At 63.6% G+C, this 15,046-nt stretch carries 15 protein-coding genes; 7 read left to right on the top strand and 8 right to left on the bottom strand.

Annotated features, from left to right (window positions below):
- The 4 genes from KQH55_RS01275 to KQH55_RS01260 form a co-directional block, all read right to left on the bottom strand.
- A partial coding sequence (locus KQH55_RS01275) for a membrane integrity-associated transporter subunit PqiC (RefSeq protein ID WP_235090037.1) occupies window positions 1-748 on the bottom strand: 748 nt, incomplete at its 3' end.
- Entirely contained in the window at window positions 745-2,418 is a 1,674-nt protein-coding gene (locus KQH55_RS01270) for an intermembrane transport protein PqiB (RefSeq protein ID WP_235090036.1), read from the bottom strand. The genes KQH55_RS01270 and KQH55_RS01275, both read right to left, overlap by 4 nt.
- Window positions 2,411-3,061, bottom strand: a complete 651-nt coding sequence (locus KQH55_RS01265) for a paraquat-inducible protein A (RefSeq protein ID WP_076787418.1) — start codon at window positions 3,059-3,061, stop codon at window positions 2,411-2,413. The genes KQH55_RS01270 and KQH55_RS01265 overlap by 8 nt, the downstream gene beginning before the upstream one ends.
- Window positions 3,058-3,702 carry a paraquat-inducible protein A gene (locus tag KQH55_RS01260; RefSeq protein WP_235090035.1) on the bottom strand — a complete coding sequence of 215 codons (645 nt, stop codon included), beginning with the start codon at window positions 3,700-3,702 and terminating at the stop codon, window positions 3,058-3,060. Before KQH55_RS01260 ends, KQH55_RS01265 begins: the two co-directional genes overlap by 4 nt.
- A 246-nt stretch (window positions 3,703-3,948) precedes the next feature.
- Here KQH55_RS01260 and KQH55_RS01255 point away from each other — a divergent pair, with 246 nt between their 5' ends.
- The 4 genes from KQH55_RS01255 to KQH55_RS01240 all read left to right on the top strand — a co-directional run bounded on the left by KQH55_RS01255 (window position 3,949) and on the right by KQH55_RS01240 (window position 7,207).
- Window positions 3,949-4,506 (top strand): cytochrome b, encoded by a 558-nt coding sequence (locus KQH55_RS01255; RefSeq protein ID WP_076785446.1) that lies wholly within the window; start codon window positions 3,949-3,951, stop codon window positions 4,504-4,506.
- Window positions 4,507-4,606: 100 nt separating this feature from the next.
- The gene (locus KQH55_RS01250; protein ID WP_370642894.1) at window positions 4,607-5,125 is read left to right on the top strand and encodes a YceI family protein; all 519 of its coding nucleotides are present in this window, start codon (window positions 4,607-4,609) and stop codon (window positions 5,123-5,125) included.
- 87 nt (window positions 5,126-5,212) lie between these two features.
- A complete protein-coding gene (locus KQH55_RS01245; protein WP_076797353.1) occupies window positions 5,213-5,773 on the top strand; it encodes a YceI family protein in 561 nt (186 codons plus the stop codon).
- A gap of 138 nt (window positions 5,774-5,911) precedes the next feature.
- A complete protein-coding gene (locus KQH55_RS01240; protein ID WP_076796948.1) occupies window positions 5,912-7,207 on the top strand; it encodes an MFS transporter in 1,296 nt (431 codons plus the stop codon).
- Between the two features lie 104 nt (window positions 7,208-7,311).
- Here KQH55_RS01240 and secF read toward each other — a convergent pair whose 3' ends face one another.
- The 3 genes from secF to yajC form a co-directional block, all read right to left on the bottom strand.
- Window positions 7,312-8,262 carry a protein translocase subunit SecF gene (gene secF / locus KQH55_RS01235; protein ID WP_076785448.1) on the bottom strand — a complete coding sequence of 317 codons (951 nt, stop codon included), beginning with the start codon at window positions 8,260-8,262 and terminating at the stop codon, window positions 7,312-7,314.
- Between the two features lie 18 nt (window positions 8,263-8,280).
- Window positions 8,281-10,338, bottom strand: a complete 2,058-nt coding sequence (gene secD, locus KQH55_RS01230) for a protein translocase subunit SecD (RefSeq protein ID WP_235090034.1) — start codon at window positions 10,336-10,338, stop codon at window positions 8,281-8,283.
- Between the two features lie 111 nt (window positions 10,339-10,449).
- Entirely contained in the window at window positions 10,450-10,827 is a 378-nt protein-coding gene (gene yajC / locus KQH55_RS01225; RefSeq protein WP_076785450.1) for a preprotein translocase subunit YajC, read from the bottom strand.
- A 157-nt stretch (window positions 10,828-10,984) separates the two neighbouring features.
- Between yajC and KQH55_RS01220 the strand changes: the two genes are divergently transcribed.
- The 3 genes from KQH55_RS01220 to mnmA all read left to right on the top strand — a co-directional run bounded on the left by KQH55_RS01220 (window position 10,985) and on the right by mnmA (window position 14,300).
- A complete protein-coding gene (locus tag KQH55_RS01220) occupies window positions 10,985-12,277 on the top strand; it encodes a class I SAM-dependent RNA methyltransferase (protein ID WP_076796946.1) in 1,293 nt (430 codons plus the stop codon).
- 314 nt (window positions 12,278-12,591) lie between these two features.
- The gene (locus tag KQH55_RS01215; RefSeq protein WP_235090033.1) at window positions 12,592-13,068 is read left to right on the top strand and encodes an NUDIX hydrolase; all 477 of its coding nucleotides are present in this window, start codon (window positions 12,592-12,594) and stop codon (window positions 13,066-13,068) included.
- 89 nt (window positions 13,069-13,157) lie between these two features.
- The gene (gene mnmA, locus KQH55_RS01210) at window positions 13,158-14,300 is read left to right on the top strand and encodes a tRNA 2-thiouridine(34) synthase MnmA (protein ID WP_076785452.1); all 1,143 of its coding nucleotides are present in this window, start codon (window positions 13,158-13,160) and stop codon (window positions 14,298-14,300) included.
- Here mnmA and KQH55_RS01205 read toward each other — a convergent pair.
- Complete coding sequence (locus KQH55_RS01205; RefSeq protein ID WP_235090032.1) at window positions 14,248-14,859, bottom strand: glutathione S-transferase C-terminal domain-containing protein; 612 nt, start codon at window positions 14,857-14,859, stop codon at window positions 14,248-14,250. The genes mnmA and KQH55_RS01205 overlap by 53 nt on opposite strands.
- Window positions 14,860-15,046: the final 187 nt, after the last annotated feature.

Here is a 15,046-nt window from a genome sequence, read left to right as displayed (position 1 = left end):
TCGATGTCGATGTCGATGTCGATGTCGATGTCGATGTCGATGTCGATGTCGATGTCGATGTCGATGTCGATGTCGATGTCGATGTCGGTGCCAATGCCGATGTCGGTGCCGAAGCCGCGGGCACGGGCGCGGAGCGATCTTGTTCAAGCCTGCGCACTACGCCGACGATGTCAGCCGACAAGCGTTGCAGCGCACGCCGATGACCAGCCACAAGCGCCTCATAGCCGGCCGTAACGGGCTCCTCGATCGTGCTGTGGCATATCACGGGCACCCCGTCGGGCAACGCGCGCACGCTCCACGTCGCCTCCACGCCGACGTGCACGCCGGGCGCCGATTCGAAACGCTGCACGTTGACGTGAATCCGGAACACCGGCGCAGTAGCCAGATGCGGCGTGCGATAGACATCGATCGCGCCGAGCGCGCGGCTCAGTTCGTCAGACAACGCGCGGCCCACCTCATCAGACAACGGCGCACTCCACCGCTCGTGCTCAAGCAGATCCACCTGGCCTGGGCCGGTCGTGACGACAAACTGGGAGCGAGCCACTTGCTGCGGCACGTCGATCGGCATCAACTCGATATAGAATCCCGCTGGCGCCGCACGCGGCGCCCCGCGTGCCGGCTCCGCCAGCGTATAAAAACGATCGGGCACCACACTGCCACACGCGCTCGCGAGCCATGCCGCCGCGCACAGGGCGGCAAGCAGCGCAATGTCTGCGGGACAGCGCCGCGAAGATCGGCACAACTTCATAGTTGATCTCTCCCCTTGCCGCGCAGCAGCGATTCAGGATGACGTTCGAGATAGTCCGACAGCGCATTGAGCGACTGCAGCGTACGAGTCAGCTGTTGCAGCGCCTGCCGCACGTCGGTCTGCAGCGGCGAATCCTGTTGCAATGACGACTGTGCGGCATGGAACGTTTGCTGCGCCGCGTTCAACGTGTCTTTAGCCTGCGGTGCAAGCTGTGTATCGAGTTGCTTGAATAAGCTGTCCGCGTTCTTCAATGTGCTGTTCAAGCGCGCGCCAATCTCGTCGAACGGCACCTTGCTAAGCTTCTTTGCAATGTAGGCCACCTGCAGTTGCAGTTCGTCCAGCGTATTGGGCATGGTCGGCAACTCGATCGGCGAGCGGCTCATGTCCACCTTGGCCGGCGGCGCATTCGGGAACAGGTCCAGCGCGACGTATAACTGGCTGGTGATCAGGTTGCCGGTGCGCAACTGAGCCCGCAGCCCCGATTTCACCAGGCTTTCGATCATCGTCGCGCGCGCTCGCGCGCCGCCGGGGCGCGCCGCTTCGCGCACGCGCGGCCCTAGCCGGTCCGGGTACAGCTCGACGGTCACCGGCATCCGGAACGCCTGCTTCACCGGATCGTAATCGATACCGATCGAGCGTACCTGGCCCAGCACAATGCCGCGAAAATCGACCGGCGCGCCGACCGACAGGCCGCGCAGCGACTGATTGAAGTTCAGCACGAACGGCACCGCCTCGCCGTCCGGCGCTCGCATCGCATCGGCCTCATCGCTCGCCAGGCGGAAATGGGCGTCGTTGCGCGCTTGTTCGCCCCTCGGTTCGCTCGGCGGCGATTGGAATGCGATGCCACCAATCACCACGGCTGCCAGCGATTGCGTATTGAGCTTGAAGCCGCCCGAATCGAGCCGCAGGTCGACGCCGCTCGCATGCCACCAGCGCGTGTTCTTACCGACGTACTGATCATAGGGCGCGTTGACGAATACTTGCATCGTCACGCCGGTGCCGTTCGGGTCGAGACTGTAGCCCACCACCTGCCCGACCTGCACGCGCCGATAGAACACCGGCGAGCCGATGTCGATCGATCCCAGGCTGTCGCCGTGCAGTACGAATTGGCGCCCGCTCTGATCGCGCGTGACCGGCGGCGGCTGTTCGAGTCCGACAAACTGCTTGCGCGTTTCCCGCGACCGGCCGGCGTCCACACCAATATAGGCGCCCGAGAGCAGCGTGTTTAGTCCCGATACACCGCTGGCCGCCACGCGCGGCCGTACGACCCAAAAGCGCGTGTCGGCGACGGCGAAGTCCTCGGCTTGCTTAGTCAACTCGACGGTCACGAGCACGGTGGTCAGATCCTTGGACAACGTGATGGTCTTCACGGCGCCGATCACCACGTCCTTGTATTTGACCTGCGTCTTGCCCGGCTCAAGCCCTTCGGCCGTCTTGAACGTGATGGTAATTGTCGGCCCGCGCTCCAGCACCGTCTTCACGAACAGCGACACGCCGACCAGCGCGGCGATCAGCGGAATCACCCAGACCAGCGACGGCACCCAGCGGCTCCTGCGCTGCACGACCGGCTCGGGCAGCCGCGGCGGCACGCCACCGCCAGCCGCCCCAGCGGGGCCGCCCGGCCCCGCTCCCGACGAGCCGGTCCCGGTGGCGTTGTTTTTGTTATTCATGTTCCTTTCCTGACGATTCGATGTTGTCCCAGATCAGGCGGGGATCGAACTGCATCGAGGCGATCATCGTGAGTACGACGACCGCGCCGAACGCAACCGCACCGGGTCCGGCGGTAATTTCCGCGAGCGAGCGGAAGCGCACCAGCGCGACAGTCAGCGTGATGACAAAGATATCCAGCATCGACCAGCGGCCGATCGCCTCGACGCCGCGATACAACCGTGTGCGCTGCAACGGCCGCCATCTCGAACCGGTTTGGGCCGTGATGGCCAGCAGCGTCAGTACAGCAAGCTTGAGCATCGGCACGAGGATGCTCGCCACGAATACGATCACGGCCAGCGGCCAGTCGCCAGAGGTCCAGAAATAGACGACGCCGGACATGATCGTATCGTCCTGCGAGCCGAGCAACGACGACGTATGCATCACCGGCAGCAAGTTCGCCGGCACGTACATCATCGCCGCGGCAATTAAGAACGCGTACGTGCGCGCAATCGAATCCGGCTTGCGCCCATGCAGCGTCGCACCGCAACGCGCACAGCACTGCCGTTCGCCGGTGCGCACCAACGGCGACACCAGCCCGCACGCATGGCACGCTACCAGGCCGGCGCGCTGCGCGCTCGGATAGCTCGTGCGCGGCGCGCTCATGAATGCTTCGTCGCGCGGCTGCACGTGGTCACGCCTTCGTCGAGTCGGTCCGCGACGTCCCATAGCACGCGGGGATCGAACGTCACCACCGAGGCGGTCATCAGCGTCAGCGCGCCGAACGCGAACAACGCCGCTTCCGGGCGCATCTCCGCCAGGCTCGACAGCTTGACCAGCGCAACGAGAATGCCGAGCATGAATACCTCGATCATGCCCCACGGCCGAATCCACTGGATCATCCGCAACAACTCGTCGAACGCATACGGGCGAATGCCGGCGCGCAACGAGAACAGCAAGTAGAGTAGCGTACACAATTCGGCGAGTGGAAATAGCGTCGTAGAGCACAACACAAGCATCGCAATCAACTGGCTATTTTCAGCCCACAGCGCGGCAATCGCGGCGGCCAGCGTCGTCTGGGTGGCGATCCCGCTAGTCTCCAACTGCACGATCGGCGCGGCCTGCGCGATCACGAACGTAATCAGCGCGGCAAGCGTCATCGCGGTCACCCGGTCCAGCCGCTCGGACAGGCCACGATACAGCACTGCGCCACAACGAGCGCAGCGCGCCACTGTGCCCGGATGCAGCGCGCGCTTGTAATGCAGCGCGTCGCACTGGTGACACGCAATCAGCTCGGTAGGGTCCATACAGGTTCGACGTTCCGGTAAGCGCCATGCGGCGATCCCCATCTTAGCAAAGCATGACGCCGGCGTTGCCTCCTTTAACATGAGGAGGGATTCGAGCGAAATACTACTGCATTGTTTCCTGTCAGGAGAGACTGACTTTTGTGCCGTCCGCTGACGTCGCATTGGCAGTTGCGATACGATGACGGCCAGGCAACGCGGCTTTTCGCCGCACCACGACCTTACCCGACTTACCCGACATCACACCTCATGAGCCGCCCGACTCCCTGCCGCGCCGAAAAATACACCGGCCCTGCCATCGCGTTGCACTGGATCACCGCTGCGCTGATCGTCGGCGGCTTCGCGCTCGGCTGGGTCATGACCGACATCCCGGGCATCACGCCGACCAAACTTAAATACTTCTCGTGGCACAAGTGGATCGGTTGCACAGTGTTCCTGCTCGCCGTGCTGCGCCTGATCTGGCGCTCGGTGAACCGCCCGCCGGCACTGCTCGCGCCGATGCCCCGCTGGCAGCAGCAGGCGGCCACAATCACGCACTGGCTACTGTACGCGCTGCTGCTCGTGATCCCGGTCAGCGGCTATCTGTATAGCTGTGCGTCGAATGTGCCCGTCGTCTATCTCGGCCTGGTCCCGTTGCCCTCGCTCATCGCACCGAATCCGGCGCTCAAGCCGGTGCTCCAATCTATCCATGTGTACCTGAACGATATGCTGCTCGTGCTGGTGGCACTGCACGTCGCCGCAGTACTAAAGCACCAATTCGTGGACCACGACGGCTTGCTGTTGCGCATGTTTCCATTTGTCAAATAGCGCGTCCATACATTCGCGCATCGCAAAAGGTGAAAAGATGATGTTCAATCTCCCGCTGAACCGGTCCATCCATCAATGGCTGCTGAGCGGCGTCAGCGCGATGCTGCTGACTGTCGCACCCGTGGCGTACGCGCAGGTGGACGTCGCGAAAAGCAGTGTCACCGCCACACTCAAGCAGATGAACGTGCCGGTGGAAGGCAAATTTAAGCAATTCGACGCACAAGTCCATTTCGATCCCGCCAAGCCAGCGTCCGCCAGCGCACAGGTCAGCGTCGACGTGGCCAGCTACGATCTTGGCGACGAGAGCTTCAATTCAGAAGCGCGTAGCAAGACCTGGTTCGACGCGCTCGCCTACCCGAAGGCGACCTTCCGCTCGAGCAGCGTGAAGCCGGCCGGCGACAACAAGTATAGCGTCGCGGGCAAGCTGACGATCAAGGGCAAGACGCTGGATGTGATCGTTCCGGTCTCGGTCAGCCAGCAGGCAGGACAGCAGGTCTTCGACGGCACGTTGCCGATCCGCCGCTCGCAATTCGCCGTCGGCACCGGCGAATGGAAAGACACGTCCGTCGTAGCCGACGAGATCACGATTCAGTTCCACCTTGTTGGCGCCAAGCATTGATCCGCGGCTGGCGCCCGTTCGACGGCCTACGGGCCGCCTCGTCATCTTGAAGGAGAAACGCGCTTGAAAACACGCACGCTGCGCGGCATGGCGCTCGCCGCCGCCACGCTGTTCGCCTCCTGTGCATTGGCCGCGGTGGAGACATTCCAGCTAGATCCGAACCATACGTATCCGAGCTTTGAAGCAGACCACTTTGGCGGTATGTCAATTTGGCGAGGCAAGTTCAACAAGTCGAGCGGTACGGTGACGCTCGATACGCAAGCCAAGCGTGGCGCGGTCAACGTGACGATCGATATGGCATCGGTCGATACCGGAAACGCGAAACTAGACGAGCACCTGCGGGGGCCGCAAGTGTTCGACGTGGCCAAGTACCCGAGCGCCGTCTACAAGGGTACGTCGATCCGGTTCGACGGCGACAAGCCGGTCGAGGTCGACGGCACACTGACGTTGCACGGCGTCACCAAGCCGATAAAGCTGACGCTAGACTCGTTCCAATGCAAGCAGCATCCGATGCTCAAGCGCTGGTGGTGCGGCGCCGATGCCAAAGCCAGCTTCAACCGCGCTGACTTCGGACTGGACTATGGCAAGTCCTACGGCTTCAACATGCAGACCACGCTCCAGATCCAGGTCGAAGGCATCAAACAATAGTGAACGCGACCGGTTGAAATCCGACGGCGTTACCGCTAAGGTGGCGTGCACGCAGGCACCGGCGCCAGGTAATTCATTGTGCGTGCAACGATCAGGCGACGGCATTCGTCAACGCAGTTCATAGGATAAGGAACTCGCATGGGTGCATCTGTCTCGTCGTCCTCCGTCGCCCCGGCCATGCGGCTGAAGGTCTGGCGCGCAGTGGCCGCCGCCTCGATCGGCAACGCGCTCGAATGGTTCGATCTGGTCGCCTACGGCTTCTTTGCGGTCGTCATCTCCCAGCAATTCTTCCCGGCCGGCAACGACACGATATCGTTGCTGCTCACTTTGGGCACGTTCGGCGTATCGTTCTTCATGCGACCGCTGGGCGCCATCGTGCTCGGCGCTTATGCGGACCGCGCCGGCCGCCGGGCCGCGCTGTCGCTGTCGATCTCGCTGATGATGGTCGGCACGCTGATCATCGCCGTGCTGCCCAATTACGCGACCATCGGCCTGGCCGCGCCGCTCATCCTAGTCATCGCGCGATTGCTGCAAGGCTTTTCCGCCGGCGGCGAGTTCGGCAGCGCCACCGCGTTCCTGGCTGAGCACATGCCGCAGCGCCGCGGCTTTCTCTCCAGTTGGCAAGTCGCCAGCCAGGGGCTCACGATGCTGCTCGCAGCCAGCTTCGGCGTCGTGCTCAATGGCAACCTGTCACCCGCGCAAATGGATGCATGGGGCTGGCGGATCCCGTTTTTCTTCGGACTGTTAATTGGGCCGGTCGCATGGTATATCCGCAAGCGCGTCGATGAGACGCCCGAGTTCGTCGCAGCCGAGATGTCGAGCAAGACCACGTTGACACCCGTGCGCGATACGCTCGCGACGCAGAAGGAGCGTTTGCTGATCGCCATCGGTGTGGTAATTCTGGCCACCGTGTCCACGTATGTCGTGCTGTTCATGCCGACCTTTGCGGTGAAGCAACTCGGCCTGCCGGCGTCGGCGTCGTTCGCCGCGATCCTGTTGACCGGCATGATCCAGCTGGTCGTGTCGCCATTGGTGGGCCACTGGTCCGACCGGCACGGCCGCACCGGCATCATGCTCGCGTCGGCAATCACGATCCTCGTGCTGATCTACCCTGCGTTTGCGATGCTGGTTTCGCATCCGACCTTGGCGACGTTGCTGGTCGTGCAGATCATCTTCGGCTTTCTGATAAGCGGCTATTTCGCCACGCTGCCCGGGTTGCTATCGGAGATTTTCCCGGTCAGCACCCGCACGACCGGGCTATCGTTGTCGTACAACATTGCCGTGACGATCTTCGGCGGCTTTGCACCGTTCATCATCTCTTGGTTGATCGCATCGACCGGCACTAAGGTAGCGCCCGGCTTCTACATGATCTTCGCGGCGGCGATTAGCATCGTTGCGCTGTTCGCGGTACGCTTGCGGCTCGCGGTGCGCTAAACGCGCGAGCCGGTTGTAGCGGCCGTAGCAGTTGTCGTGCCGTAGCAATTGGCCGGTCCGAGTCATCACGGACCGGCCAACACGCCACAGCGCGGCGAGCGTGGCTACACCTGCGCGCCGGCGTTCGGATCGTTCGGATCGTACCCCGACTTCTTTTCCTTGATCAGGTCTTCGCGCTTGACCCCGAGCCACATCGCCAGCGCCGCTGCGACGAACACCGACGAATAGATGCCGAACAAGATACCGATGGTCAGCGCCAGCGCAAAATAGTGCAGCGTTAGACCGCCGAACAAGAGCATCGACAACACCACCATCTGCGTCGAGCCGTGCGTGATGATCGTGCGCGACATCGTGCTCGTAATCGCATGATTGATGACCTCGGTGACCGTCATCTTGCGTTCGCGCCGGAACGTCTCGCGAATCCGATCGAAAATGACCACGGATTCGTTGACTGAATAGCCGAGCACCGCGAGCACCGCGGCCAGCACCGACAGCGAGAATTCCCACTGGAAGAACGCAAAGAAACCCAGGATGATCACGACGTCGTGCAGATTCGCGATGATCCCGGCAATCGCATATTTCCATTCGAAGCGGAACGACAGGTAGATCACGATGCCCACGACCACGCACGCGAGCGCAAGCAACCCGTCGGTCGCCAGCTCCTTGCCCACCTGCGGCCCGACGAACTCCACGCGCTGCAGCTTGATCTGCGCATCAAGCCCGTTCAGCGCGGCCATCACCTGGTCGCTTTGCTGCGCCGACGACAGCCCCCCCTTCAACGGCAGCCGGATCAGCACATCACGCGACGTGCCAAAGGTCTGTACCTGCGCATCAGCATAGCCGATCTTGTCCAGCGCGCCGCGAATCGGGTCGACTTGCGCGGCTTGCGGCGTGTGGATTTCTAGCACGGTGCCGCCAGTAAATTCGACGGACAAATGCAGACCGCGATGCAGCAGAAAGAACACCGCGAGAAGGAACGTCACGAGCGAGATCACGTTGAAGATCAACGCCCGCTGCATAAACGGAATGTCTTTGCGAATCCGGAAAAATTCCATGAGGATCTCCGAGCGTGGTCAGCGGGACTGGCCCGGCTTAATCGGCGCATCACGTTGCGGCGTGCGTTCCGACGGGGGCGCATCGCCAGGCCGCGGCACCGCTGGCGCATTGCGCCGCGCCGCGCGTTTCGGTCCCGTGCGCTTGGCGCCCGGGGTGCGTGGCAGCGCCTGCGCCGCACCGGCCGCCCCCTGCTGAGCAGATTCGGCGTACGCGACCGGTGCGCCTTCCGGACGCCATACCTGGCCAATGGACAGCGACTTGAGCTTCTTCTTGCCGCCATACCACAGGTTCACCAGTCCACGGGCGAAGAATACTGCGGAAAACATCGATGTCAGGATGCCGATGCAGTGCACGACCGCAAAGCCGCGCACCGGCCCGGAGCCGAATGCGAGCAGCGCCAGCCCAGCGATCAGCGTCGTGACGTTCGAATCCAGAATTGTCGCCCATGCATGCGAGAAGCCATTTTGGATCGCCAGTTGCGCGGGCGCGCCGCGGCGCAATTCTTCGCGGATGCGCTCGTTGATCAGCACGTTCGCGTCAATCGCCATGCCCAGTGCCAGTGCGATTGCCGCAATGCCGGGCAATGTCAACGTCGCCTGCATCATCGACAGCACCGCAACGAGCAGCAGCAGGTTCACCGACAACGCAATCACCGAGATCAGTCCGAACAACATGTAGTACGCGGTCATGAACACCGCGATCGCGGCAAACCCGTACTGCACCGAGTCGAAACCTTTTCTAATGTTGTCCGCGCCCAGGCTCGGTCCAATCGTGCGTTCCTCGATGATCTCCATTGGCGCGGCCAGTGAACCGGCGCGCAACAACAGCGCGAGATCGGTCGCCGCCTGAGGCGTCGGCTGGCCGGTGATCTGGAAGTTTTCGCCAAGCTCGGACTGGATCGTCGCCACCGTCAGCACCTCGCCCTTGTTCTTCTCGAACAACACGATCGCCATTGGCTTGCCAATGTTGTCGCGCGACACGTCGCGCAGCACCCGTCCGCCGCGCGCATCGAGGCGGATCTTCACTGCCGGACGCTGGTGCTCGTCGAAACCGGCCGATGCGTCGGTGATCCGGTCGCCGGTAAAGATCACTTGTTTCTTCAGGTACACCGGCGCGCCGTTGCCCTGCGTGAATAGGTCATCACCAGCCGGCACCGGATCGTTGATGTTGCGCACCAGATTCTGGTAATCGGCCATGCGGGCCTCGAGCGTCGCGGTCCGCCCGATGATGTCCTTGGCCTTTGCGGTGTCCTGCACGCCGGGCAGTTCGACGACGATCCGGTCCACGCCCTGTTGCTGCACGATCGGTTCCGCGACGCCGAGTTCGTTGACTCGGTTGTGCAGCGTTGTGATGTTTTGTTTTAGCGCGCTGTCCAGCACCGTTTTTTGTGCGGCCGGTGTGAACGCGCCCACGACCTGGTAGCCGCCGGCAACCGGCTGCACCTGCCAGGTCAACTCGGTGACGTTGTCCGACAGCAGCTGGCGCGCGCGGTTCGCGACGTCCTGATCGACAAAGTTGACTACCACCGTCTGGCCGACGCGGTGCACGCCGCCATCGCGGATCGACTTGTCGCGCAGCAGCGTACGCGCATCAGCTGCATCCGAATCAAGCTTCTTGTTCAGCGCACCGGCCAGGTCCACCTGCAACAAGAAGTGCACGCCGCCGCGCAAGTCCAGGCCCAGGTACATCGGCAGCGCGTGCAGCGACGCTAGCCAGCGCGGCGAGGCCGATTGCAGGTTCAGCGCGACGATATAGGTCGGATCCGCCGGATCGGCATTGAGCGCCTTTTGCAGCAGGTCCTTCACGCGCAGTTGCGTGTCGGTGTCCTTCAGCCGCACGCGGATAGTCGCGTTCTGACTCGTGTTGTCAAACGTCACGTCGTCCGCCTGCACGCCGTTCGCGGCGAGCGTCGACTCAACAGTATTGAGCACCGACGAGTCCAGCTTGACCGTCGCCTTGCCGCTGGACACCTGCACCGCCGGCGCCTCGCCGAAGAAGTTGGGCAGCGTGTACAGCAAGCCGATGGCAAGCGCCATCAGCATCACGACGTATTTCCAGAGGGGATAGCGATTCATGGAATGACCGGACAGAGGAATTCTGGCGCGACGCTCGCCGGGCTGTATCCGCTTCGGCGCGCGGTCGGTGCACCAGACGCCGTGCCGCGCGGACCGGACACACGCCGGCGATCAGAGCGACTTGATCGTGCCCTTGGGCAGGATCGCCGAGACCGCGCTCTTTTGCACGGTGACCTCGACGCCGTCGGACAACTCGACGCCAACATAGGCCTCGCCGACCTTCGTGACCTTGCCCACGATGCCCCCGGACGTGAGCACTTCGTCGCCCTTGGTCATCGCGGCGAGCATGTTCCGGTGCTCCTTCTGCCGCTTCATCTGAGGACGGATCATGAAGAAATACAGCACCACGATCATCAGGATGAAGAAGCCGTACGTCTGGATAAAGCCGGCGGCACCGCCTGCGGCGGGTGCCGCCTGGGCGTACGCATTAGAAATGAACACGTTGGTCTCTCCGTGGTGGAAGGTCAAAATAGCCGAACATTCTACCATCTGCCCAGGACGGCAAAGTACCGTCTGGCGGCTGTACGGGCCGATGCGGCGGACGCGGCAGCGCCCACGGCCAGGACATCGGGACTCAGAGCCGGCCCATCGGTCGCGTGGCCACGTACAATACACACTGGTCCGTTTTGCGCCCGGCGCGTCCCCCATGTCCTTCGCCACCTGCCTCGAATTCTTCGCCCCCTGCCCCCGCGGCCTGGAGGGCGCGCTCGCCGTCGAACTCGGCGAGCTGTCCGCGTTTGCCGCCGATCCGACGTTCGCCGTGCAAGCGCCGGCGGCCGGCGGCGTGCCGTTCAGCGGTGCATGGGCTGCCGCCATCGCAGCCAACCTACATTCACGGATCGCCAGCCGGATCCTGCTGAAGATCGCCGCGCGGCCCTATCGCGACGAGCACGATATCTACGCGCTGGCACGCGAGCAGCCGTGGGAGCAATGGTTCGACGCTAGTCGCACGTTGCGGGTGGACGTGACCGCGATCAAGTCGCCGCTGCGCAGTCTGGAATTTACGACGCTGCGCATCAAAGACGCGATCTGCGACCGGCTGCGCGAGCAAACCGGTGCGCGGCCCAGCATCGACACCGCCGAACCCGACGTGCGGGTGCAGGCGTTCGTCACCGCCACAAACTGCACGCTGTACCTGGACACCTCCGGCGAGCCGTTGTTCAAGCGCGGGTGGCGCCTAGACAAAGGCGCCGCGCCATTGCGCGAGAATCTGGCCGCCGGAATCCTGCGGCTGACCGGCTGGACACCAGGCACGCCGCTGTTCGATCCAATGTGCGGCAGCGGCACGTTCATCGCCGAGGCCGCGCAGATCGCGCTAGGCATCGCGCCAGGCGTGGAGCGGCGTTTCGGATTTGAAAAGCTCAAGCACTATGATGTCGGCGCGTGGCAGCGCCTGAAGGCGCAAGCGCTGGACGCTAAACGCGAGGCCGGCGCGCGCGCCGCGCCGGGCGATGCCCTGTCGATCTACGGCAGCGACGTATCCGGCGACATGCTGGCTAAGGCCGCCGCGAACCTGCAGCGCGCAGGTGCGCCCATGGTGCCGCTCAAGCAACTCGATGCGCGCGACATCGTGGCGCCATGCGACACGCCGGGCGTGCTGGTAGCCAATCCGCCCTACGGCGAGCGAATCACCATGCGCGGCCGCAGCGCCCGCACAGACGACGGCGATGGCACGAGATTTCAGCGCGCCCGTCCGGACGACGCGGACAGCGCGTTCTTCCGCTCGTTCGGCGACGTGCTCAAGCAGCGGTTCCCCGGCTGGCACGCGTTCGTGCTCAGCGCCGATCGTACCCTGCCCGGCCAGATGCGGCTGCGCGAATCGACGAAGACGCCGTTGTACAACGGCGCGCTCGAATGCCGGCTGTTCCGCTTCGATCTGGTCGCCGGCGCGATGCGGCAACGCTCGGCGACGCGCGCGCAGACGGACTCATCCGATTGAACGGCCCGGCGCTGGCAACGCGCATACGCCCCGCCCCAGCTTCTTTCTTGGCCGTCTCCGGCGTCGCCGCAACGCGCGTTTTGCCTTCCCGCGTGTCGGCAGGCACGCCGATCTACCTCGTTGACCTCCTTGAGCGCCTATCGGTGCCGGTGACGCCGCGTCCGACATCGTTATCTACAAGCGGGCAATGCAATAGGGACCTGGATCGCGCCACACGGTCACGGGTCGGTGTCCGCCACCGGATGGGCCGCCGTGACGGCGCGCGGATGGGAAGGCCGCTCGCTGCACCCGACAGCGGTACAATATTGGCTCTTATGGATACGCAACTGTGGGCGCCGCACGTGACCGTGGCCGCCATCGTCGAGCATGGGCAGCGGTTCCTGCTGGTCGAGGAGCACACGCCGCACGGGCTGCGGCTGAACCAGCCGGCTGGTCACCTGGAGCCGGGCGAAACGCTGCTCGAGGCGGTCGTGCGCGAAACGCTCGAGGAGACCGGGCAGGTGTTCACGCCGCAGGCGTTGGTTGGCGTGTACGTCGCGCAGTTCGAGCGGGGGCACGGTGTGCCGGCCACCTATGTCCGCTTTACGTACTGCGGCACCGCCAGTCACGCTCCAGTCCCGCGCAAGCTCGACCCCGATATCCTGCGCACGCTCTGGCTGAGCGCCGACGCGGTGCGCGCACAAGCGTCGCGCCACCGTACGCCGCTCGTGTTGCACTGTATCGAGGACTACCTGGCGGGACGCCGCTATCCGCTCGAGTTCGTGCAATCCTACCCGGCCGCACCGCGCTAAATAGCGTACCGCGACCGGCTTTGAGCAACCCAACCGGCGCTCGCGCCGCGTGGCGCCCGCGGCGCCCAAACTGGCAACGGTAACGCATCATGGCAAAGCAACGCGTGGTCGTCGGCATGTCCGGCGGCGTGGATTCGTCGGTCGCCGCGTGGCTGCTCAAGCAGCAGGGCTACGACGTGGTCGGCCTGTTCATGAAGAACTGGGAAGACGACGACGACAGCGAATATTGCGCGAGCCGGCAGGACTGGATCGACGTCGTATCGGTCGCGGACCTCGTCGGCATCGACGTCGAAGCGGTAAACTTCGCCGCGCAGTACAAGGACAGGGTCTTTGCCGAGTTCCTGCGCGAGTATTCGGCGGGCCGCACGCCCAATCCGGATGTGCTGTGCAATGCAGAGATCAAATTCAAGGCATTCCTAGACCACGCGATGGCGCTGGGTGCGCAAACCATCGCGACCGGCCACTACGCCCGCGTGCGCCGGGTCGGCGAGCGGTTTGAACTGCTCAAGGCACTGGACTCGTCCAAGGACCAATCCTACTTCCTGCATCGCCTGAACCAATCGCAGTTGAGCCGCACACTGTTTCCGCTCGGCGAAATGCCCAAGGCGCGGGTTCGCGAGATTGCTGCGCAAATCGGGTTGCCCAACGCGGCAAAAAAGGACTCGACTGGCATCTGTTTCATCGGCGAACGGCCATTCCGCACGTTCCTGAACCGCTATCTGCCGACCCGCCCCGGCCCGATGAAAACCCCGGAGGGCAAGGTCGTCGGCGAACACATCGGGCTCGCATTTTACACGTTGGGTCAGCGCAAGGGGATCGGCTTGGGCGGCAGCCGCGATGGCAGCGGCGAGCCGTGGTTCGTCGCCGGCAAGGACATAGCGGGCAACACACTGTATGTCGTGCAGGGGCACGATCACCCGTGGTTGCTCAGCTCGACGCTGCAGGCGGGGAACGCCAGTTGGATTTCAGGCGCAGCACCGCAGGAAGGACACCCGTGTGCGGCCAAGACACGCTATCGCCAGCAGGACGCGACCTGCATATTCCAGCATGCACCAGACGGGCACTTTGCGTTGCGCTTCGCGCAGCCGCAATGGGCGGTGACGCCGGGACAATCCGCCGTACTGTACGACGGCGACGTGTGCTTGGGCGGCGGCATCATCGGCGCCACGTCGGCGCCGTTCACGCCTGCGGCAACGTATCGACAAACGCCTGCCGCTGCGACAGCTTCGTAAAGTGCTTGTCCAGATTCGGGTGCGCATCGCGCCACGCAAGCTCCGACATGCGAAAGTCTAGGTAGCCGAGCGTACAGCCGAGCGCAATGTCGGCCAGCGTGTAGTGATTGCCGTGGCACCACGGCCGCTCGCCGAGTCCGCGCGCCATCGCAGCAAGGCCAGCGTGGATCTTGCGTTGTTGCCGCTCCACCCACGCTTGACTACGCTGCCCCTCGTCGCGCTGCGTAGCTTCGACCCGCACCAGCACCGCAGCCTCGAGCACTCCATCGGTCAGCGCCTCCCAGCCACGCACCACGGCGCGCTCGCGGCCAAGCTGCGGCAACAGTTTGCCCACCGGCGTCAGCGTGTCGACGTACTCGCAAATGACCCGCGAATCGAACATCGCCTCGCCGTCCTCCATGACCAGGCATGGCACCTTGCCCAGCGGATTGAAGTCGTGAATGACCGTATCGACCGCCCAGGGATTCTCGAGCACCAGCTTGTAGTCGATTTTCTTTTCAGCCATCACGATCCGTACCTTGCGAACGAACGGGCTGCTGAGCGAACCGATTAATTTCATCTTTCCCCTTCAGAGAGTCTTGGGCGATATAGCGCCCCCGGACATCATCTTATCCGTCGCATTCGCGCGACAGGCACTCTAACGCGTGACCATTGTGTTTGGATTACAACAGCCTGAAACGGTGCATGAACCGCCGCCGCATCTCAGTGCGGCGGCGCTCTGGTAGTACGGTGCCCTGGCAGTACGG

It is taken from the genome of Mycetohabitans sp. B3 (genome assembly GCF_021498065.1).
In the GTDB taxonomy this organism is placed as follows: domain Bacteria; phylum Pseudomonadota; class Gammaproteobacteria; order Burkholderiales; family Burkholderiaceae; genus Mycetohabitans.
This window is presented reverse-complemented; position numbering and strand designations above follow the sequence as displayed.